The organism is Nostoc cf. commune SO-36, from assembly GCF_023734775.1.
GTDB lineage: Bacteria > Cyanobacteriota > Cyanobacteriia > Cyanobacteriales > Nostocaceae > Nostoc > Nostoc commune_A.
Window position 1 is genome coordinate 145,554 of the sequence record NZ_AP025732.1, and the last position, 22,558, is coordinate 168,111.

Annotated in this window: 13 protein-coding genes and 3 pseudogenes; 10 read left to right on the forward strand and 6 right to left on the reverse strand. The window is 39.5% G+C overall.

What is annotated here, in order from left to right:
* Positions 1-36 precede the first annotated feature (36 nt).
* Positions 37-1,946 (reverse strand): annotated as a pseudogene (locus ANSO36C_RS00660) (ATP-binding protein).
* Between the two features lie 313 nt (positions 1,947-2,259).
* Between ANSO36C_RS00660 and ANSO36C_RS00665 the strand changes: the two are divergent.
* From ANSO36C_RS00665 to ANSO36C_RS00675, 3 genes and pseudogenes are all read left to right on the forward strand, one after another.
* A pseudogene (locus ANSO36C_RS00665) lies at positions 2,260-2,462 on the forward strand (hypothetical protein).
* A 470-nt stretch (positions 2,463-2,932) separates the two neighbouring features.
* Positions 2,933-3,787, forward strand: a complete 855-nt coding sequence (locus ANSO36C_RS00670) for a cyanophycinase (RefSeq protein WP_251957936.1) — start codon at positions 2,933-2,935, stop codon at positions 3,785-3,787.
* A gap of 264 nt (positions 3,788-4,051) precedes the next feature.
* Positions 4,052-4,615: a Uma2 family endonuclease gene (locus tag ANSO36C_RS00675; protein WP_251957937.1), complete on the forward strand. Its 564-nt coding sequence runs from the start codon at positions 4,052-4,054 to the stop codon at positions 4,613-4,615.
* Between the two features lie 133 nt (positions 4,616-4,748).
* Here ANSO36C_RS00675 and ANSO36C_RS00680 read toward each other — a convergent pair whose 3' ends face one another.
* The gene (locus tag ANSO36C_RS00680) at positions 4,749-5,393 is read right to left on the reverse strand and encodes a transaldolase family protein (protein WP_251957938.1); all 645 of its coding nucleotides are present in this window, start codon (positions 5,391-5,393) and stop codon (positions 4,749-4,751) included.
* Between the two features lie 699 nt (positions 5,394-6,092).
* Here ANSO36C_RS00680 and ANSO36C_RS00685 point away from each other — a divergent pair.
* From ANSO36C_RS00685 to ANSO36C_RS00695, 3 genes are all read left to right on the forward strand, one after another.
* Positions 6,093-6,320 carry a hypothetical protein gene (locus tag ANSO36C_RS00685; protein WP_251957939.1) on the forward strand — a complete coding sequence of 76 codons (228 nt, stop codon included), beginning with the start codon at positions 6,093-6,095 and terminating at the stop codon, positions 6,318-6,320.
* A gap of 188 nt (positions 6,321-6,508) precedes the next feature.
* Positions 6,509-7,789, forward strand: coding sequence for an LbetaH domain-containing protein (locus ANSO36C_RS00690; RefSeq protein ID WP_251957940.1), 1,281 nt, complete (start codon positions 6,509-6,511; stop codon positions 7,787-7,789).
* Between the two features lie 470 nt (positions 7,790-8,259).
* A complete protein-coding gene (locus ANSO36C_RS00695) occupies positions 8,260-8,838 on the forward strand; it encodes a hypothetical protein (RefSeq protein ID WP_251957941.1) in 579 nt (192 codons plus the stop codon).
* Positions 8,839-9,483: 645 nt separating this feature from the next.
* Here the strand turns inward: ANSO36C_RS00695 and ANSO36C_RS34665 are convergent.
* Positions 9,484-9,612 (reverse strand): annotated as a pseudogene (locus ANSO36C_RS34665) (RNA-guided endonuclease TnpB family protein); the annotation flags it as partial.
* Between the two features lie 86 nt (positions 9,613-9,698).
* Here ANSO36C_RS34665 and ANSO36C_RS00700 point away from each other — a divergent pair.
* Together ANSO36C_RS00700 and ANSO36C_RS00705 are read left to right on the forward strand one after the other, a co-directional pair.
* Positions 9,699-12,359, forward strand: a complete 2,661-nt coding sequence (locus ANSO36C_RS00700; protein WP_251957942.1) for an AAA-type ATPase lid domain-containing protein — start codon at positions 9,699-9,701, stop codon at positions 12,357-12,359.
* 200 nt (positions 12,360-12,559) lie between these two features.
* Positions 12,560-12,898 carry a hypothetical protein gene (locus ANSO36C_RS00705; RefSeq protein WP_251957943.1) on the forward strand — a complete coding sequence of 113 codons (339 nt, stop codon included), beginning with the start codon at positions 12,560-12,562 and terminating at the stop codon, positions 12,896-12,898.
* A 367-nt stretch (positions 12,899-13,265) separates the two neighbouring features.
* On the opposite strand, the gene ANSO36C_RS00710 is transcribed toward ANSO36C_RS00705, so the two are convergent.
* The 3 genes from ANSO36C_RS00710 to ANSO36C_RS00720 all read right to left on the reverse strand — a co-directional run bounded on the left by ANSO36C_RS00710 (position 13,266) and on the right by ANSO36C_RS00720 (position 18,739).
* The gene (locus tag ANSO36C_RS00710) at positions 13,266-14,357 is read right to left on the reverse strand and encodes a hybrid sensor histidine kinase/response regulator (RefSeq protein ID WP_251957944.1); all 1,092 of its coding nucleotides are present in this window, start codon (positions 14,355-14,357) and stop codon (positions 13,266-13,268) included.
* Between the two features lie 165 nt (positions 14,358-14,522).
* Positions 14,523-15,248 carry a response regulator transcription factor gene (locus tag ANSO36C_RS00715; RefSeq protein WP_251957945.1) on the reverse strand — a complete coding sequence of 242 codons (726 nt, stop codon included), beginning with the start codon at positions 15,246-15,248 and terminating at the stop codon, positions 14,523-14,525.
* 152 nt (positions 15,249-15,400) lie between these two features.
* Positions 15,401-18,739, reverse strand: coding sequence for a PAS domain S-box protein (locus ANSO36C_RS00720; RefSeq protein ID WP_251957946.1), 3,339 nt, complete (start codon positions 18,737-18,739; stop codon positions 15,401-15,403).
* Between the two features lie 666 nt (positions 18,740-19,405).
* On the opposite strand from ANSO36C_RS00720, the gene ANSO36C_RS00725 reads away from it, so the two are divergent.
* Positions 19,406-20,698, forward strand: a complete 1,293-nt coding sequence (locus tag ANSO36C_RS00725) for an ATP-binding protein (RefSeq protein ID WP_251957947.1) — start codon at positions 19,406-19,408, stop codon at positions 20,696-20,698.
* The gene (locus ANSO36C_RS00730) at positions 20,688-22,517 is read left to right on the forward strand and encodes a tetratricopeptide repeat protein (protein ID WP_251957948.1); all 1,830 of its coding nucleotides are present in this window, start codon (positions 20,688-20,690) and stop codon (positions 22,515-22,517) included. Before ANSO36C_RS00725 ends, ANSO36C_RS00730 begins: the two co-directional genes overlap by 11 nt.
* Positions 22,518-22,558: the final 41 nt, after the last annotated feature.

The following is a 22,558-nucleotide window of genomic DNA, read 5'->3' on the forward strand; positions in this document are numbered from 1 at the left end:
TATTCTTCGCCAGTCCCCAATCCCCAATTACCTAATTTAGAAAATCGTCCCGGTTTCTTTCAAATAAACCCGCGTAAATGGTTCATCTTCACCCAAAGTATAATCTTCAATCAACCCTTTGCGACGAATAGAAATATCGTTGCCTTTTCTAATCACCACAGTCGAACTATCGAAAACATCTCGCACTAAAGTCATCTCAATTTCGGTGGGATTATCCAAAACTACGAGATTACTCTTTTGGTAAAATATCCCCTGTTCTTCTAAAATGTCTTCCGCATACTCGGCAATCAACAAATCAAGTTTGGGATGACGCAGTAAAGTTTGAACATTGCTGCTGTAATCTTTGCTTAATACTTTTTTCGAGCGATTCACAAAAAGGGCATCTCGACAAACAGCGCCTATTATCAAGTTGGGATGTTGTAAAAGGATATGATCAATCGTCGCTTGCAGTTCTTCAACTGAGATTTTATTAAAGGTAATAATTGGTATCCTGGCATCTGTACCTGACTCAAAAAAGGTTTCTAAAATATAAGAAGGCACATCAACGCTTTCACCAACGGAAGGTTTAAGATGCATTAAAACACCTGGTGCAGCATTAATTTCCAAGATAGCAAAGTTACTAGACTTCCAAGATTCGGCAAGACTTTTGGTAATCACATCAATACCCAGACAAGTCAGTTGGAAGTGTTGGGCAATATCTTGCGCCAAGATAATATTGTCATCATGAACTGTCTGGGTTGCATCGATGCTCATACCTCCGGCTGAAAGATTAGCGACTTTACGCAGGTAAACAGTGCGTCCCTTCTCAACTACGCTGTCTAATGATAAGCGTTGTTCTTCTAGATAGAGTTCCATCGCTTCATCAATCTGGATTTTACTCATTGGCGAAGTTGGCGTGTCTAAACGTGCAGGTTTGCGGTTCTCTTGGCGAATTAATTCTGCAAGCGTTAAGTACCCATCACCAACAACCGATGCTGGACGGCGTTCTGTGGCGGCAACAAATCTACCATTGACACACAACAAACGAAAATCTGATCCTGAGATGCTTTTTTCAACAATTATTCGGGTTACTTGATCTTCGGGAATCGCTGCCAGTGCCCGATTATAAGCAGCTACCAGTTCTTTTGAATCTTGCACATCAGCCGTGACGCCAATTCCTTTGTGACCGACAACTGGCTTAACTGCAATTGGGTAGCCAATTTCTCTTGCTGCTGTCAAGGCTTCTTTCTCAGAAAAGACAATATCACCTTTAGGGACTGGGAAGCCCAATGTTTTTAAGAATGCCTTACAGTCATCTTTGCGAGTGGTGAACTCCGAATCTAGATGACTATCACAATTAAATGTTGTTGCTATCCCCCGGACGTGTTTTTTGCCAAAACCGTATTGCATTAATCCTTCTTCCCACAAATAAAAGGCGGGAATACCTTTCTCGTAGGCTGTTCGCAATAGGGCGTAAACCGTGGGGCCACCATAAATAGATGCACGAAATTTATCTTGCAGCCTTACTAGCTGTTCATCAAAGGCGAAGTCTTTGTCTTGGGTAATGGCTTCAAACCAATCCCAAACAAAATAAACTACCTCTCTAGTTGTGCGTTCATGTAGTGATTGGATGCTAATCCGCGTGCAATTTGGATATGGCTTAACACTCCAGTGGTTAAGGTGTAAATCCATATCAAGTTTCCGACTTCAGATGCAACTCTGGCAAATAGATGAGCGTGGGATTCGTAGGTTTGACTGCTCAGATTTGGATAGCGATCGCTAATGGTCGCAATATAATCTTCAATGGGTAAAGGCTTTCTAGACTCAATTAGAGCAAAATCAAATACTAGCGCCCCTACATCTAAATAAGGGTTAGACCCAGTGTAATGCTTGAAGTTGAAAATATCGAATACATCCGTTCTTCTAGCATTAATACGGGTTAATTCACTGCTTTTTTGTAGAACCATTGATTACGAACCTTTGGCTAAACACCCTAAATTTTAAAGCCTGAGTTGTGGTTACTCAGAATTATTGATTGAAGATCGATTGCATTAATTTTGGAGAGTGATAGCTTTGCAATTAAACCAATCAGAACTCAGACTAACTCTATTACTCAGCATTTTCAACTATCTCAGGCATAATTAGATATCCGTTCTTCTGTAAGAAATCAATGACAGTAAGTTCATCCTCAGAATAATCAAAGATATAACCTTTGAAAGGTGCAAGACTGAGCTAAAAAATTGTATAAATAAATGTGGGGTATCAAAAAGACAGCAAAGTATGAATAGCACACAAGCTGCTCTAAGAGATGAAATTCGAGAACTTGCTGAGGAAGCTTTTCACCAAAAGCTGATTTCTGGGCACGGAGATGGAGAAGATATGAATGAATATCAAATTGTTTACCAGGCAAACCCAGGCATCTCCCATTAGAACAAGCACGTTTTTTCTTAACTAACTTGCTTTACAGAAGTCGGATTCATTAATACAGCGCTTCCCGCTATTATGCAATACAGCTTTTCTTATTGCCTCTCTCCTAACATAGCTTTTAGCTTTGAGGATGTACCTCATAGCTGCCGGAAGTGCTGTAATTCCCATCAAATATGTAATTGCAGCCAGCTAGAGTAAATACCAAGTTACTTGCGATCGCCCAATAAATCTCAAAGCGGCAATTAGTACCATAGCCAACAATGCCTCTAGAAAATGTATCTAGGGGCAGTTGACGTTGTAAATTTTATTTAGCGAGTAATTTTTTGGGAAAGTTTTTGGTGTAATGGCGATATCTAGCGACAAGCCGCAACTCTTGGAGACGCTACACGTAGCTTGCTTCCCCGTAGGGGTATCTGTCTAAGCAAATGTTAACCTTACTTCTATCAAGTAATCTACCAAAGGGATGATTTGATAGTTTTAATTGTCATGGTTTAGTGAAATTGATTAATTCAAATCAGGAGACATCATGGTGCAAACTAATATCAAACGGCAGTTAGTAATTATTGGTGGAGCCGAAGATAAAGAGGGTGATTCCGTAATTTTGCGTGAGTTTGTACGACGCGCTGGCGGTACGAAAGCGTACATTGTAATTATGACAGCAGCCACAGAACTACCAAGAGAAGTGGGAGAAAATTACATCAGAGTGTTTGAGCGCCTGGGAGCCGAAAATACTCGCATAATTGATACAGAAACCCGCGAAGATGCATCTTCATCTACTGCATTAGAAGCTATTAACAAAGCAACTGGGGTATTTTTTACTGGAGGAGATCAAGCTCGTATTACCAGTATCCTTAAGAATACCGAAATTGATGAGGCGATTCACAAACGTTTCTCTGAAGGTATAGTTATCGCAGGCACAAGCGCCGGAGCTGCTGTGATGCCAGATAAAATGATTGTGGAAGGTGACTCTCAGACACATCCTCGCATTGAAACTGTTGAAATGGGCCCAGGTATGGGATTTTTGCCAGGAGTAGTAATTGACCAACATTTTTCTCAGCGTGGACGCTTGGGACGATTAATTTCAGCTTTAATACTAGAACCTGCTGTCTTGGGATTTGGTATTGATGAGAACACGGCTATGGTTGTGACAGATAACCAAATTGAAGTGATTGGTGAAGGTGCGGTTACGATTGTTGATGAATCAGAGGCTACATATAACAATATGGGCGAAATTTTGAAGGATGAGTCTTTGGCGATTTGTGGAGCAAAGCTTCATATTTTGCCACATGGCTTCAAATTTGACCTGAAAACTCGCCAGCCTATTCTAAATAATGTCTCTGTGGCAAATGGCTCAGTAGAAGTTGCTTCAATCAATACCTAACTTTTAGAAGGTGCATTTAAACTGAAAGTTTTATGCTTTGTGGCAACTTTCGCCTCTGTCAATAAGGTTCGGTTAACAAATTTCCAAAATTTTACTTTTGCCAGTATTTACCCATCTGGACTAAAAGTTTGTCAAGTTTAAATTGATGGGTAAGCAAATTCGTAGTAAGGGCTTTAGTCGTTATTTTTTAATCACTAAAGTGCTTACTACAACTACGGTACTGCTAGACTAAAACATATCCCCTTTGCTTTTCTCGACTGATCCATGTCTACGGTAATTACCCAATTCCTGACTCTGGAGGAGTTTCTCAAGCTACCAGAAACAAAGCCTGCAAGCGTTTACATTAATGGTGAGATTATTCAGAAGCCAATGCCAAAAGGGAAGCATAGCCGATTACAGTTAAGGCTATGCAACAGCATTAACGATGTTGCCCAAAGTCTTCATATTGCTTATGCCTTTCCAGAACTACGCTGTAGTTTTGGTATCCGCTCAATAGTAACTGATGTAGCGGTTTTCAACTGGTCACGTATTCCCTTTGCTGCTGATGGGGAAGCACCCAATGATTTTCTACTTTCTCCAGACTGGACAATTGAAATCCTTTCTCCTGAACAAAGTTCAAATCGAGTCACAGGCAATATTCTCTATTGTTTAGATCATGGTTGCCAATTAGGTTGGTTGATAGACCCAGAAGATCGTTCTATTTTGGTTTTCCGTCCAAATCAACAACCAGAACTTTTGCAGGGTGATGAGCGTTTGCCAGTGTTAGCTGGGATAAACTTGGACATAAGTGTTGCGACTGTGTTTGGTTGGCTAAAAATGAGCAGTTAGAGAAACAGTTAAAACCGAATCATTGCGATTTGCACAAGTGTTTCATCGGTTTGCAGTAAAATTGTGTAGAGTCAGAATTCAAAATTACAGAATTGGGACATTGCACAGTAGATGACCTCAATTCATGCCTCCATTACACAACGCCATTTAAACCAACGCCTCCTTTAGCGAATTCTTCAACAGTTTTTTGGGAAAATTCGTGAGTTGCGATCGCCTGCAACATTGCCAATGGTAAAGTCAAATGATGCGCCCCAGCTTGCAATGAAGCAGCTGCTTCTTCTGGCGATTTGATACTAGCTGCCAATATTTCCGTATCACTGCCTTTGAGTACACTAGCCATATCTCGCACCAAAGCAATACCATCACCTAACAACCGCGTAGCTCGATTTACATAAGCTATGGCAATTTTAGCTCCTGCTTCCCGCGCTACTGCTGCCTGTGCTGCACTGTAAATCGCTGTTACTGAACAGGTAATTTCTGAGGATAAACACGCCACCACTTCAAAACCTAATGGTGTTGCGGGAATTTTCAAAATTGTTTGTGAACCAATAATCTCGAAAGCTTTTCTACCTTCAGCTAACATCCCAGCTTTATCAGATGCCACAAGTTGATAGTATAAGGGGCCATTCGTCAAGGCAAGCAGTTTTTTAAGCGTGGTTTCTGGCGGGGTATCGCTTTGAGATAACAGCGTAGGATTTGTGGTAATGCCTTTCACCCATCCCCAAAGCTTAACAGCTTCAGCTTCCGATGCGCTCGCCGAGTCTAGATAAATTGCCATAATTTTTCCCGATCAATTCCCCGATATTAATGTACAATGCCCGCACATAAGTCGTGACATTATTAGGACTTAATCTCAATAATTCGGCGAATAACTCGCTTGTTTCTTCCATGAAACAGTTTTCTAGACAATAATCGCTATAAAAGGTATCCATCAAAGATCGATAGCTACGCCCGCCGTTGGCATTAGCAAAGGGGTAGCAAGTCTTCTCCCAAGGGGAGACACCAAAGGCGAACGAGCGTCAGCCTCTCTAAGAGTTGGCATCGCAGAACTTTTCGGTCTACTAATATCTTCTCCAAACTACTGTTGAGTATACAGCTTAAATATTCATCCCCCCAAAGATAGAGTTGATATTATTTTTTAGCTATACTGATTATCCTTTACTAGCAGTAATTAATCTAATTTTATTTCTTAAGATAGATGACTTTTTTAATCAAATCATTGTGTTTCCAACACAGTTTTCCATTATAAATTTAATAATATTTTTATTATCTCCATAGATTTTTTCAATATCTAAAACTCTAGTATTAAGCAGCAAATAAGATTACAATAACTTGTTAATTGCTGGATGTAGCAATTTGGACTTGATTAAATTTGACACTTATTAGGTTAGGTAAAGGGAAAAGTTTAAGTATGTCCTATACCTTTTCGCCTTACCTTACCCAATAAACTTGGTGAACTATTAGGTATCAAGAAATAATGTTGAAACGTCGCACAATACTAGTTGGTTTAGCTGCATTTGGCTTAACGTTAGCTGTTAGTACACAAGTTCATGGACAATCTACTAGCGGGCCAGAAGCTTGGGAAAGTGTCTACAATGAGGCTGCTGCTGAGGCAACAACGATAGTTACAGCTCCACTTTTGAACTCCTTATTATCATCTATCTTGCAAGTAGTCTTCAGATTTGCAGGTTATTGGGGTGGTTAACCTGCATTTCTCATACTCAAACACAGAAAGAGCCTAAATACAGACGAGTGCAATGTAATTGTTTTAGTACTTCCTACGGTTGCGATCGCGTTTCGCCCACTGTAAGTGAGTGCCTGAGTATATCTTTTACTCGAACGCAGATTATTCCATAGCTAAATATTCCATAACCCGTGAGGACTTTTCTTTCCATGTTCAAACCTCGCCTAATTTCTAGTGCTTTAATTGCAATTATCCTAGCGTTTGCCATCAGCACACAGATATATATACAACCCGCAGTAGCTGCTGGGGGAACGTGTAATCCAACTGTGGGAAATCTACCTATATGCCCAAGTACCGCGCCTTCCGAGTCAGCTAGTTTTGTTGACCCAACAGCAACAATCACCAATCCCACAAATATTACTTTGGGCGAAAAAGTCTACGTCGCTCCATTTGCTGAGTTAGATGCTACTAATGCTCCTATTAGTATTGCAGCAGATTCTAATGCCCAAGACCAAGTGAAAATCACAGCTTCAGGAACGGGAGTGGAGATTGGCGAGCGTGTCATCCTGGCACACATGGCTGTAGTTAAAGGTGCAGCTAAAATCGGTACTCAAGGTTTAACCGGGCCTTTTACTGACACAGTTACCAATACTCAGTTTAGTAACACCGTTCCAGAGACTTTTCTCGCTTTCAACTGTGAAATAGACGGTGCAACTGTAGAAAGAAACACAGTAGTCAACTTTCTGGCGCGGGTTGGCCCTGGTGTTACCTTGCCTGCCGGGAAAGTTGTTTTGCCCGGTAAAAACGTCACAAATAACTTTGAAGCTACTAGCGGTAGTTTGGGGAAAGTAGTCAACCTAACACAAGCCGACGTTGCATTAATGGAAGGCATTATTGAAGTCAATGAAACATTTGCCAAAGGTTACACAGATTTAGCTAGGGCAGACTTGACAAACGTCACAGGAATTAATTATGCTCCCGTCACCTTCTTTAATTCTGGAGGTCTGCCGCAGATAGGTGGAAGTGCGACTCGTGATCCGAACTATCGTAACCGCATTATCGGTAATCTTACTTTCCAAGATTCTTTAGCAAGACTCAAGAACAAACTAGCTAATAGAATTTCGCTGCGTGCTGATGAGGGTGAACCTTTTAATGTTGGGTCAATTGCTGGGATGGCAAACGATGTTGTTTTTCACGCATTAGAAAGCACTAGTTTGACTCTGGGTAATAGAGTTGGTTATGGGCCTCGCGCTCTAGTTCATGGCGGTAGGCAGGTTGTCAATGGTGTTGCTAATGGCCCTGAAACTAGCATAGGTAATGCTGTAGGGCTAGGGCCGAACTCTGTTATATTCCGCGCCAGCATTGGCAACAGATCAGCAATTGGGCAAAGAAGCGCAGTCTTCAACTCTACAGTAGCTCCCAGAACGCATATCCGTTCTCGAACAATCTATGCTGACAACGGCAGCCTCATTCTACCTGTGGAGTGGTAAGGGGAGACTGCTTTCACTCCTATACCAGCCGTGTTCTTAGCTACTCGTTGTGTAGCGTGGATCTCTTTTTTGAAGAAGAATTCAGAAGTCAGAATGGGCTAAACCTTAGCTACCGCTAACAGGAGTCAGAATCAAGACGCGACGCTCGAATACTCGCTAACGCAACTCTTGGAGACGCTATTCGCGTTCGCTATCAGTCGGAGATTCAGACCGCGCAGGAATTGTTCGCCCTTGCGTCTCGTAGAGAAGACCACCAAATTTTCAATTTGGTGGGGGTGCAAAAACGCCGATTATTCAGACGCTCGTTCGCGAACAGCGTGTCGCAGACAAGACTCGCTTTGCGCGTCGCTATCCACCAGTCGGAAAGAATTCATTGCTGAATTCTGACTCCTGACTCCTGAATTCTGTTCGATAACGGCTGGTATATTTTTTCTTGGCTTGTGCCTAAGCAATTAACTTTTGCATAATTTATGAATCTGAAAATCTTATCGTTAGTGCAATTACAATGCCTACGATTGATGCTGCTGTTAACTTTGATATTCGGGCTGATACTAATTGTTGATGATGGTTCATCTATAGCTGCACAGAAGGTTGGGCAACCAGGATTGATAAACCCTGTAACTGCTGATATCACCTCCAGTCAGCCTCAAGTGATACAACCTTCAGTCACCGGACTTGTATCTACATTGTCGGATGAAGTCGAGGAATTACCAGCCCAGTTAATTCGCTGGTCGACTTACTGGCAACTTTGCTGGGAAGCATATCCGGAAGCTGAAGCATACGAACTCCAAACGGTGCTTATGGAAGGCAAGTCTCCCAAATTTAAACGACAAAGCGATCGCTGTTTTCGTATACAAGCTGCATCTAATGAAAACCAAAAATCACAAGGATTACTCAACCGTGATTTAATCTTGTTACTGCATAAAATTCAGCTTGGTTATCGAGTGCGAGCTGTCTTAGATAACAACCGCGTCAGTGAATGGTCTCAAGTAATGGCAGTTGGTGCAACTACTACCTCTCAATTGAATAGTACTAATAACCCTTCATAAAGGATTGATATACGTGCAGGGAGATTTTCTTTGATGAGAATAGCTTATCCCGGATTTCTCACCACACCTCTTAAAGGCTGTGCAAGTGCCGGGGAGAAGTAATAAGTAATAAGTAATGAGTAAGAAGTAAGAAGTTTTTACTCATTACTCATTACTTCTCTTCTGCTCCATCAAACGCCTTGAGCTTGTGAGAAATGCGGGCTTATGCCATTCGGGAGCGCAATCGATCAATGAGATTTGCAATACTTTGGCTATCCATTCGGTTGAATAGTGGAATTTTAGCTTTTAAACTCATCATGAAAAACGGGAAAATTGACAAGATTCCCCTGAATTAGTTCGTCACACATACTGGTGTCGTTAGGGCAACATTAATACCTAACTCAATATACAAATCTGAAACAGTAATAGTTATGCTTCCCCTTGAACAATTGTTTTGTCCTTGTTGTACTCCAGCCATATTGCATTTGCTGACTCAATCCGAGCTGACTCAGCAAATACTCCAATTAAGAACGGGGTCAGTTGCTGCGGCTATTAGAAGGAATCAAAAACAGCAGCAGCGATCTCTATCCGTAGCAGGGCAAACGCATCTAAATATTAACGAGTCGACCTAAAAGTAGAATGCATCAGAGTTTGACACTCCCCGCACTAAAGTGAGGGGGATTCTTGGTTCCCTGACTCGCCGTTAGACAGCAGGCTTGTGCCAACTGCCCAAGAGGGCAAATCTCGCCAAGCGTAGCTTCCGGTGTGCCCCACCGTAGTTAATCCAAGTATAAGTTGTCATGCATCGCCACACGGAGATATTTTGATGTGGCTTTCAAGTGATAATCTTCTTATACAGCAGCCTACACGGAGAAATTAGTATGACATCTCCAGAAACGGTTATATGGCTACAAGAACGGACGAGTTTAGGAATTCTCTCACCTGAAGTGTTAAATGCGATCGCACAAGTAATTGAAGAAAAAGTAGTGAGTGCCGAAACTGACTTAGTTAGCGAAGGCACTCCTCCAGAAGCCCTTTATATTCTTGTAGAAGGTCAACTCGAAAGCAATAGCACCAATCAAACCAACCCAGCCTTAGCTTGTGGATTCCTCCCCGGTGCAGTGATTGAACTCAAAGAATTGCTGTTGGATCAATTAACTCCATTCACAATTACTACAGTGACAGATTGTCATTTGTGGGTTGTGCCTGGTGATAAATTTCGCGCTTTAGTTAACCAATACCCCGAAATTGCTCAGGCTTTTTCGCGTCAATTGGCTCAAGAATTAGCTCAGGCAACATCTGCACTTGGCTATGAACAAGAACGTTCTGTAGCTTTGCGACCATATTTAGTCACCAAAGCGCAACGCGGAATTGTCGGTACAAGTCGCTATGCGGTAAAGCTGCGCGAACAAATTCGAGAAGCGGCGGCTGACCGTAAATCTGTGGATATTTTCGGAGAACCAGGGTTAGAAAAAGACAATATAGCAGCCCTCATCCACTTTGGTTCTCCAAAACGGCGAGAACCAATTATTAAAGTAAATTGCGGTATTCTGCAAACAAGCGGTGCAGATTTATTCGGTCGCGCTGGCGGTAAACCAGGACTTTTGGAATGGTTGGGAGAAGGTACTTTAGTTCTCAACAACATCCAAGAATTGCCTAAAGAATTATTACCTCCGGTGACGCAGTTGCTCACAACTGGCACATATACTCCCGCGACTCGCTCAGGAGAAGCAGCACCCCAACCTCGTGCCAGTAAAGCTAGAATTCTGATTGTTTCCGAAAAAACTCAGCCGACAATTGAACGCTGTATTGGCCACATTATTAAAGTACCACCGCTACGGGTGCGGAAAGCTGATATTCAGGCACAGGTTGAATATTATACTAGTCTGTACATCCGGGCTAGAGGCATTTCTAAACCGCGCATCACCCCAGAAGCTCTGCGTCGCCTCCAGTCTTATGATTTTCCTGGCAACCTCAAAGAGTTGAAAAATTTGGTAGAAAGGGCGATCGTGCAAGCAGAGGGAGCCAATGAATTAACAGAAGAGATTTTCTGGCCAGCCGAAACTAAGAAAAAACGATTTCGGGTGAATCTGTTAAACGCCTATCCTGGTTTGCGGCGGTTTTTACGTAGTCCTTGGTGGCCCGATCGCATTAACTATGGTTTTACGGCAACGGTTTTTGCGATCGCAGTTGCAGTATTATTTATTGGCCCACAAACGCGCGATCGCAATTTCGTATTAAATCTATTTTGGGCTTGGTGGTGGCCTTTCTTCTTATTTCTCTTTCCCTTTTTGGGACGTATCTGGTGTTCTGTTTGTCCCTTCATGATTTACGGAGAAATTACCCAAAAGTTATCTCTCTGGCTATGGCCTCGACAACTCAAGCGCTGGCCGAGACAGCAAGCTGAAAAATGGGGCGGATGGTTCATGTTTGGTTTGTTCACCCTAATTTTCTTATGGGAAGAACTCTGGCATTTAGAAAATACTGCCTACCTTAGTGCTTGTTTGTTGCTGTTAATTACTGCTGGGGCAATGATTTTCTCCGCTCTTTTTGAACGGCGGTTTTGGTGTCGTTATCTTTGCCCCATTGGGGGGATGAATGGTTTATTTGCCAAACTCTCCATGACGGAACTCCGGGCACAGCAAGGTATTTGTTCTGCCAGTTGCACCACTTATCAGTGCTATAAAGGTGGCCCGCAAAAAGGCGAAGGGATGGAAACTAATGGATGTCCCTTGTATTCTCACCCAGCCCAGTTAGAAGATAACAGAGATTGCGTGTTGTGCATGACTTGCCTTAAAGCCTGTCCCCATCGTTCCGTTGAATTCAACTTGCGTCCCCCTGCGATTGAACTGTGGACAACTCATGTACCCCGCAGCTATGAAGTAGCATTATTGTTTTTGCTGTTGGGTGGTATATATCTGCATCGCTTGCCGGAGTTACAATCTTGGTTAGGGTTACAACTGGATTTAACTCAGTTTTGGCAACATTTGGGATTATCATTCTTAGTGTTAATTATCCCAGCAGCTTTTACCTTTGCAGTCTACAAACTGATACAAGTGTCTTACTGGTTAGCGAACTATATCGAAGCAGCAAAATCCAAAATCCAAAATCCAAAATCCGTCTTAGAAAGTTCTGTTCCTTTGCTTCCAGCGCTCAAACTTTCCGCAAAATCTCAAAATTGGATTAAGCCTCGCTCATTTGTAGAACTTGCATATAGCTATCTACCATTAGTTTTGGGAGGAAACTTAGCTCACTATCTGCGTTTAGGCTTAAGCGAAGGTGGGCGGATTTTACCTGTTACTTTTGCTACTTTTGGTTTGGGTGGTGAACAATTGCCAATATTGGTTGCTCACCCAGCAGTGATTGCCTTTTTGCAAGGTACAACCATAATTTTTTCAGTGTTGCTGACTATATTATTAACGCAAAAAATTGCAAAGCAACCACTGCGTACACTGAAGGGTTTAGCGAAGCTATCGCTTCTTTGGCAACACTTAGCAGCCATTGGCTTGGGACTCAGTATGTGGGCAATAATCGTGTCGTAAGCTAAAATTTCCCAAGGCGATTATCATAGTAGGTTAGCATAACTGTGCGTCCCTATTACGCGTATACCTCATTCAAATGAGAATCGTTATAAATCGCCTGGGCTTAGTGCAAAAAGTGAGTTAAAAACATTCTTCTTCCCTACGAACGTGATAGAAAATACTTATATGATTTTTCACTCATAGTGTAAGGATTACAGATAATGCACGTTCTAAAAAGATCCATCAAACCAGCAACCTATATATCGTTCCTCCACATTTACCAAACTACTTGGGGGACTGCTGGTGATATTTGTTTAATCCGTGAATCTGTAGCTAATGACAGTACAGCGAAGTTTGTCGGTCACAAAATCCAACTAGCAATTCCCAAAGGGTTAGAGCGCGATCGCATCGCCAACTGTCCGATAATCAAAGTTGCAGGTAATGTCGGCGATGGACATCCTAAAGAACACCCCTTGGAATGGGAGGCTTATGAAGGTGTAGATACAGAACTAGCTCTAGCGGCTCTCAAACCTTGGGGCTTCAAGTTAATTGAACTCTAATATGGTGACTTGATCAGTTTAAGCCGCAGGGGAAAGCTCATTACGTTAGAGAGTATTCGGGTTTGACACTCCCCGAACTAATTAAATCAGCGATAGCGAAGTTTAATTGGAAAGTTCGGGGATGATTAATTTTGAATTGTTACTTTACTGATATTTGCAAGTATATTCTAGTACTTTGTCAAATTAGTTTTGACGATTTGTTGTAAGTTAGTAAAAGTTCTGACTACGAACTTACAGCAAATTGCAATCAAACGTGCCACAGATAAAACTACTGAAAGCAATACTGGGGTTTGTTTTAGGATTTATTTTGTAGTGGGTTTGATCGAAAACTGCTGTAATTGCTGCTAAATTTAAACTTGCCAGGCTACTAGCAAGGTAAACAAACACTTACAATAGTTCCTTTTTGAGGAATGCTATTGATTGTAAATTCACCACCATATAATTTAACTATATGCTGAACAATAGCTAACCCTAAGCCAGAGCCTTGTTGTTCCCATAACTTTCGATTAAATTGTACAAAAGCTCCAATTTTACCAATCTCTTCAATTGTCATTCCTTTACCATTGTCAATTATATACAAATTAAATTTATTATCTTCTACCTTACTCTTAACTTGAACTTCGTTGCTTGGTAAAGAAAATTTAAAAGAATTTTCTAGTAATTCTTCAATCAGAATACTAAAGTTCTCTTCTGATAATTGTACTGGAGATTCTTGGATATCTAGCTTTAAATCTTTTTGTCTACAGTTTTCTGTAGCTTTTTTGATAGCGACTTCACGAATAATTTTTTCAGCAAAACATTTATCTTTTTTTTCTTGGATTTGACGATGTTTTTCAGTATCTTTAGCAATTAATTCTAGATTACTATATAATAAAAACCTTTGAACTAACACATTCAAGCGATTGGCAGATGTGTAAATTAATTCTGCAATTTCGACTTCATCAGAGCCAGACATCATGTCACAATTTTCTATTAACAACTGTGACATACCGAGAATACCATTTAAAGGAGTATTTAGCTCGTGAGGTAATGAGTGAGCAATATTCATTCTGAGTTCGTCTAGCTTGGCTTGAGCTTTCCGCTCAACTAAAGCGTGTTTTTCAAGACGAGAAGCGATCGCACTCAGTAGTTCTTCAGGAGTAAATGGTTTAGTCAAATAATCATCAGCCCCAAAATCCATCCCCTGACGAAAATCTGAACGCTCTGCTTTAGCAGTAACAAATATTAAAGGAATATTGATAGTCGCTTCATTTTGACGCAGAGCAGACAGCACACTGTAGCCATCTAATTCAGGCATCATAATGTCACAGATAATTAAATCTGGTAACTTTGATTGAGCAATTTCTAACCCAATTTTACCGTTTACAGCTATCAAAGTTTCAAAATCGGAAAGTTGTAAAATTTCCTGAATATTTTCTCTTACTTGAGGTTCGTCTTCTATGATTAAAATTGTGTTCATCGACGATTATTAAAGATAAAAATATTAGTCTTATTAGTCTAGGATGATATAGCATCCATATAAAGTTTATCTCGCTCAACCAGAAAATTTAACTTTCAATAATACCGTAGAATCATATCTAAGTTATAAGTATTAATACTGAAGTATTGACATATTATCCATTGTTTACTTCAGTAAATTAAAGTTTTGCATAACCTTGGCATTTTCTGGGGTTAGTAATGCTTGTAAATTCTTCATTTCATTCAAAAGCATCATTTCTCTAGCATACTCTTGTTGGAGAATATTCAAGTAGCGATCGCGCTCAACATCTGATTGAGCTTTTTTCAACATATAAATAGCCATATTGATATTTGAAAGCGGATTGCTTAAATCTTGTAAAAGTTTTTGTAAAACCTGGTTGCATATTTCTGCTAGACGTTGGCTATCTTGCAGTTTTTGTGAATTTACCTCTATCTGCTGCTTCAGGTTGACACTTTGTTGATGTTCTTGTTCATATTGCTGTTTGATGAAAGTTGGTTTTTCTATCCGAGCCAATCTAATCTTAATTGTCTTCAAAAGTTCTTCTGGAGAGAAAGGTTTTGTGAGGTAATCATCGGCTCCTAACTCCATACCTTGACGTAAATCACCACGACCTACTTTTGCAGTCAGAAAAATTACTGGGATAGATTCAGTTACTGGGTCTTGGCGTAAGGCTGTCAGTACACCGTAACCGTCAAGTTCAGGCATCATAACGTCACAACGTATAAGGTCTGGTTTTTCTGTTTTAGCAAGTCGTAATCCTTCTAAACCATCATTTGCAGTAATGGCATTAAAATCGGAGAAACTTAAAATCTGTTGAATATTGGAACAAATTTGAACTTCATCTTCAATTACTAATATTTTTTTGTTCATTGGCTTATTTGAATAGTGATTTTGACTAGACAGCTTGATTATATCTATAGACAAAGTAAATATATCTGCTAAAAAAGATTCTCCATCTGGAAAATTTGGTAAACTACATTAAATTTTAATATCCGTAGTTTATTATTCCCTAAAATTATTTACTAATAACATATTAGATATTTTTCATTGAGGACATTGCTTGTAATTAGTGGCAGTTCCACTCTAAATGTCGTACCGACTCCGACCTGACTAGCGAAGATGATTCTTCCTTTATGAAGGTCTATACAATTGTTAACTATTGCCAAGCCTAATCCAGTTCCTGGCGTATTACCAACATTAGTAGCTCGGTAGAAGGGTTCGAATAAGTTCTCCTGTTCCTCTGGTAAAATACCAATACCTTCATCTTTAATTAGAAAAACTGCACTTTTCTCTTGAATTAATAAATCAATTTGAACATTACTACCCTCTGGTGAGTATTTGACAGCATTTGAAAGCAAATTACTCAGTATTTGTCGCAAAAGTTTTTTGTCTATACAAGCCTTAAAGTGATTATCTATTGATGAATTCCCTAAGAAAAGGTGGCAAAATACTAGGGTATAGTTGGGAAAACTGAGTTGGATTTCCTCTACCAAAGAACGGCAGAAATCAACTAAATTAATAGAAGTTGGTTCAAATGCCAATTTTCCAGCTTCAGCCTTATTAATTAGCAAAATATCATCTAAAAGTTGAGTAGTATGTTGAACATAAGTCTGAATGCACTGGAGATGTTTTTGCTTTTGTTGTTCATCTAGTTTATGGCTAAAAGTTTTTAATATTCCCGCAGAAGATGTGATCACAGCCAAGGGAGTCCGGAACTCATGGGAGGTCATAGAAATGAAGCGAGATTTCAATTCACTTAGCTCTTTTTCTTTTTCTAAAGCTTTACAGATATTTTCTTCAGCTTGTTTGCGTTCGCGTATGTCTTTAACTACCCCAATTATATAAATTGGTTTACCAATAATATCTCGAATTAGAGAAACCGTTAAATTTACCCAAATTATATTACCTGTTTTATGTAAATATCGCTTCTCTATAGAAAATGTTTCTACCTCTCCTGCTATTAATTGTTGCAAATTATCTAGATGTGCTTGGATATCATCTGAATGTGTGATATCTCTAAAATTTTTCTTGAGGATTTCTTCTTGACTGTATCCTAAAATTTCACAGAAATTTTGATTAACTTTCAGGAAATCACCATTCAAAGTTTCTAGTTTAATTCCCACCGCTGCTTGATGAAAAATAGCCCTAAGCTCTGCCTCACTTTTTTGTAAATCTAAAGTGCGTTGCTTGACTCTAACTTCTAAATCTTGATTGAGCTTTTGTAAAGCTTCTTGCGCTCGTTGCCGTTGTAGTTCAGCAGATGCTCTAGCTGCAAATACTTTGAGAATTCCCTCAAATTTTTGGTGGTCAGGTATCGGCTTTTCATCTACAATACATAACGCGCCAATCGGTTGACCAAAATCATTGCTTAAAATAACTCCCATAAAACTTTCTGCTTGCATAGCAGTTAATCTTTCAGAAGCGGGGAAGAGTTGCTGAATTCCCGAACCACAGTAATAAAATCCTTGCTTAAGCAAAATTTCATAAGGCGTTAATTTGGGGTCATAGCAAATATTGGGTTGTAACTGTCCATCAGACCAAAATCCTAAAGTGTGAACTTGCCCATCAATTAACTCAGTTACCAAAGTGTTACGCACATCTAAAGTAGAAGAAATATGCTCAACTAATGCGGGAAAAAAGTCACATCCAGTTGTAGAAGCTGTACTTTCTATCAAACTTTGTAAGGCTATTTCAGCTTGTTTGCGTTTTGTAATATCAATTCCCACTGCAACAGCAGCTGTATTTTGTTGGTATTTTTGAGCTACGAGCAGATAATTAAGCGTCTTGCCGTTTATATTGACATCAATAATGCTAGAATCTGCTACGTCTTGCCTATCTAAAAATTCCCGCATAAATTCTGTAAATTGTGGGCTGTTTTCCATAAAGCCCAGTTCTTGACCAACAAAAACGTCGCTAGTCAAGTTAAAACTTTCAGCTAAATGACGATTAACCCCTAAATAATATCCATCATCATTTACCCAAGAAACAAACCCAGGTACTGCATCTAAAACGGTTTGTAATTGCTCTTTTGCTTGTTGCAGATTTTTTTCTGCTCGTTTGTATTCTGTAATGTCCTCGGAAATACACAATAGGTATTCGGGTTGTTGGTCTTTGTCATACAAAGGAATTTTAGTTGTGTGTAAAATTCTTCTGCCAAAAGTGGGGCTATCAATATATTCTTCAGAAATATCTTGAGGTACACTGCTAGCAAAAGTTTCTAGGTCTTTTTCATGGAAAAAATCTGCTTGTTCTTTTGGAAATAATTCGTAATCTTTTTTGCCGATAGCCTGCTCTGCTGTGATACCAAAAATATTTTCGCAGGTATGATTCCAGAGCTTAAATGTCCCAAAGGTTTCTGGCTTGGCATCTTTGACAAAGACTGCCACAGGCAGATTATTAATCATCGACTGCAAAAAATTGCGAGTCTGTTTGAGTTCCTCCTGTACTTTTCGGCTTTCAGTGATGTCAATACCTGTACAAACGATATACTCAACTTGATTATTTCGATTAAGTAAGACCTTATTTGACCAAGAGATTAAGCGGCGATTGTTATCTTTAGTAGCTAAACTAGTTTCGTAACGTTGAGGGAATTCTCTCTCTGCTAAATTTTGAAAAATACCTTTGATACATTCTGTTGTTTCAGGTAACAGCAACACATCCCAAACAAATTTTCCTTTAACTTGATCAAATGTGTACCCTGTTGCTTGTTCGCAAGTATGATTAAAGCGAACAATTCTCCCTTGAGAATCTAGTACAATAACCAGAGCATCTGCTAGATTCAAAACAGTAGAAACAAAATTACGTTCTAATCGCAGTTCTGACTCAATTCTCTGGCGTTCTGCAAGTTTAACTCGTGTGTAATTGTACAGTTCGGCTTGGAGAATAGAAACTGCCAGCAGACTGGTAGGAGTAACTAATCCAATTAATTCTCCTTGTTCGCCGATAATAGGCAGATGGCAAATTCGATGTTGCCTCAGCAAATGCAACGCAGTAAAAACATCTTTAAAATCTCTCAAGTTTAATGTTATTAACTCCCTTGTCATCACTTGGGCAACACTGATAGTCTCTATGTTTTTTCCTTGTGCTGTCAGCTTAATTAAATCTCGCTGCGTAATTATTCCCACCAACTGCGAGTTTTCCATAACTAAAACGCAACTGGTGGCTTGAGACGTGTTGCTATCTACATCTTTACTTGAGTTCTTCAAATAATTGGTATTTTTGATTGGCAAGCTATCATAATTACCTGGCGCTTCATTGATTAGTGCAATTACGTTTGGAAGCAAAGTCTCAGAGTTAACAATCAACGGATGACGAATGATAGTTAGCTGTAAATTATCAGAGCTTAGAGAGTTAATTAACATTATCTATAGATGCCTTAAATCAAATAATCTTTAAAAAAGATAAGTAAATGGGCGTAAATAAATATAATATGTTCTGTCATTGCGAGTGAAGCGAAGCAATCCCAGAGACTTTGCGATTGCTTCGCTTCACTCGCAATGACACTCTTGTATTTAATCATGCCTACCTACTTACATACACTATACAGTTTTTCTTCTTGTCCTCTCCTATCAAAACTTTCAGATTTGAGGATGTACCTCATAGCTGCCGGAAGTGCTGTATCTGATGTAGAGATGCGATAAATCGCGTCTAAAAAACTGACGCGTTAGAGGGGGATGAGATAAAGCACACTAAAAATTTATTTTTCTAACTGAAAATTTTATTTTATTTATGTGTTAAGTAGCTTCCACTATTTTATCTGTATAATCTATCATTCAGTCTAAATTATCGAATGTATAATCTATCATTCAGTCTTATTGATTATTGACCTCTGTTACTTATTTAGCGGTTGAAATTTGGGTATTAGGACATCTCTTTTTAAGACATAACATACCACTCACCTAGTAGTTATTTATTAACGCAATTTGAGAAGTTATGTAGGCATACTCTATCCTAGACATTGCCTGAACTTGTGCTTCAAAAATCATGAGCCATTATATGAATAGTTAGCACGTTTACGGCACTCTCCAATGTCTCAAGATTTATTAAACTCCTTTCAAGAAGCATACAGCAATCTCGAACTGTTTCCGTTGATGGAACGGAACGAAATGGAAAGATTTCGAGTCGAATATGGTGATGATTTGATTGCAGACCTAAACCAATTAGTGGAAGATAGTCCTAATGGAGATGGCAAAATTGTCTTTACAGGACATCGAGGATGTGGTAAGTCTACTTTGTTAGCTGAATTTAGCCGACAAATTCAAGATAAATATTTTGTAGTTCTGTTTTCTATTGCTGACAAAATTGAAATGTCGGCAGTTAATCATATTAATATACTGTTTGCGATCGCAGTTAATTTAATGACAGAGGCAGAAGCCCGCCGGGTTGATATTCCGCAATCGACAAAAGAAGCTCTTTATAAGTGGTTTGCTACCCGCACTCGCACTGAAGAATCCAATTTGCAAGCAGAAGTAAGTATAGGTTTTGACCTTTTAAAGTTGATTAGCTCTAAATTAAAAGCTGATGCTAGCGTTCGGGATGAAATCAAGCAAGAGTTTGAACGCAAGTTATCAGATTTAGTTGCCAGAATTAACGAAATCGCGGCTCTAATTCAAGCTGCAACTAAACAAAACGTTTTAGTAATTATTGATGATTTAGATAAACTTGACTTAGGCAGAGTTAACGAAATTTATCGAGATAACATTAAAGCTCTTTGTCAACCTAATTTTCAAATTATTTACACCATCCCGATCGCAGTGCTTCGAGAAACATTTATTAGCACCATAATCGCCACTGAAACTAACGACCAAGTTGTAGCAATGCCTGTATTAAAAATATTTGATAAAGGTAAAAATCGCTTTCTTAATGCCCAACCTCGCCCGGAAGCAACAAAGATTCTCGGTGAAGTTTTACAAAAGCGGATTCCCAGTGAATTAATCGCGGCAGAAACTGCTGAAAAAATCGTAATTTACAGTGGTGGCGTATTGCGAGAATTAATTCGGATTTCTAAGGAATGTTGCCGTATATGTTTGCGAACAATTCGACGAAATCCTTCAGCCAAAGTTATCATTGATGATAAAATTTTTCTGCAAGCAATCAATAAAATCCGTAATGATTTTTCCATACGCTTAGGAAAAACTGATATTGATATTTTGCAGAGTGTTTATGAACAATTTATGCCCAATGATCCTAAACAACCAGAGTTTTTAGATTTATTACATGGATTGTATGTTTTAGAATATCGCACTGATGAAACTTGGTATGATGTTCATCCAATTATTATCGAAAGCTTGAGAAGACAGGGGGCAATTAATGTTAAATGAAGATTTATTAGATGATGAAGGAGAAAATCAGGATGCGTATGATGATTTAATTGTTTCTATTGAAGCTCAAAAGCGGGGATTAAATTTATTAATTGCAGTTTGTGATGATGCTAGCTTTCGTGATGAGATTATTGCCCAGTATGAAGCCGAACTACAACCCGCCTTCCGTGGATATCGAGAGACTTTAGCACGTCAGGAACCAAGTCTAAAAGCTGCTCTTAACCAACTGGTACAACAAGAAGAATATCTTCGTCAGCAGAACCCGGCGGTAATTACTGTGACGGGTGCTGAACAACTTTATTTTCTCAGATTGGGAAATGAGCAATCGGAACAGGAGAAATTTTTTGGTTACTTGCAATGGACAAGGGAAGGATTGCGCGAGTTTCCGTTTGCGATCGTGCTTTGGGTAACTAACCAAATTTTAGTCAATCTGATTAAAAAAGCCCCTGATTTTTGGAGTTGGCGCAACGGTGTATTTCGGTTTGAATCTAAAAAGACAAGTGCTATTCCTGGTAAAGAATTAGAAAATATACGCTTTGTTTTTAGGGACACAGAATTAGCTAGTACAGATACTAATGAAACTAATCGCTTTTTCTTACCCATTCAAGATTTACAAAGGTTAATCGAGAAAGTAGAACAGGAACAGGGAACTAAAGATCCTACATTGGCTACTTTATATTCAAGCTTAGGTGATATTTACCGCAGCAGATTAGATAGGGGTGAGTCTCAGAATTATCAAGAAGAACAAGAACTAGCAATAAAGTATTGGCGTAAGGCAATTGAGCTACAAAATGAATCAGGTTCGCAAATAGACTTAGCTACTAACCTCGACAATTTAGCAGGAATATATCGTGCAACAGGACACTACAGCGAAGCCGAACCATTATATCAACAAGCTTTAAAATTGAGGAAACGCCTGCTAGGAGAGAACCATCCTGCTTTTGCTACTAGCCTGAATAATTTGGCAGGACTCTACAAATCTACTGGACAATATACTAAAGCGGAACTTTTATATCAAGAAGCTTTGGAACTGAGGAAACGCCTGTTAGGAGAAAACCATGCCGATGTTGTCGCTAGTCTTAATAATTTGGCATTATTATATGATGAGCAAGGACGTTATGACGAAGCAGAACCTCTGTATCTGCAATCATTAGAACTCGAAAAACGTTTGGTTAGCGAAAATTATCTTTCTTTGGCTCTTATACTGAATAATTTAGCGCTACTTTATTATCATCAAGGACGTTACACTGAAGCTGAACCATTGTCCCTACAAGCAATAGAACTAGATAAACGATTTTTGGGAGAAGAGAATCCTGATGTTGCAACAGATTTGCACAATTTAGGTTTAATATACCGCGCTCAAGGACGCTACAGTGAAGCCGAATCTTTGTTTTTGGAATCATTAGAACTCAAGCAACGTCTATTGCAAAAGGCGCATCCGCTTTTAGCAGATACTATCTATGCTCTTGGTTTTATGTACAGGGAGCAGGGGCGTTACAATGAAGCGGAACCCTTATGTATAAAAGCCTTAGAACTTGATAAGCACCTATTGGGAGAAAATCATCCTAATGTTGCTGAAAGTCTCAATAATTTGGCAGAAATTTATCGTGATACGGGACGTTACAGCGAAGCAGAACCGCTTTATTTGCAAGCTTTAGATATTTGTGAACGAGTCTGGGGTGTTGAGCATCTTCGTTGTGTCACTATTCGTCAAAATCTAGAAAAGCTCGCCGCCGCAATGCAGAATAATAGAGAGTGCGATGTCTTGTCTACGACACGCTGCGCGAACGACAACCCCTTTGGAGAAGGCATTACATAGAGAAAAAACATTATTTTGGGTTAAGCTGACTCCAATCTAGA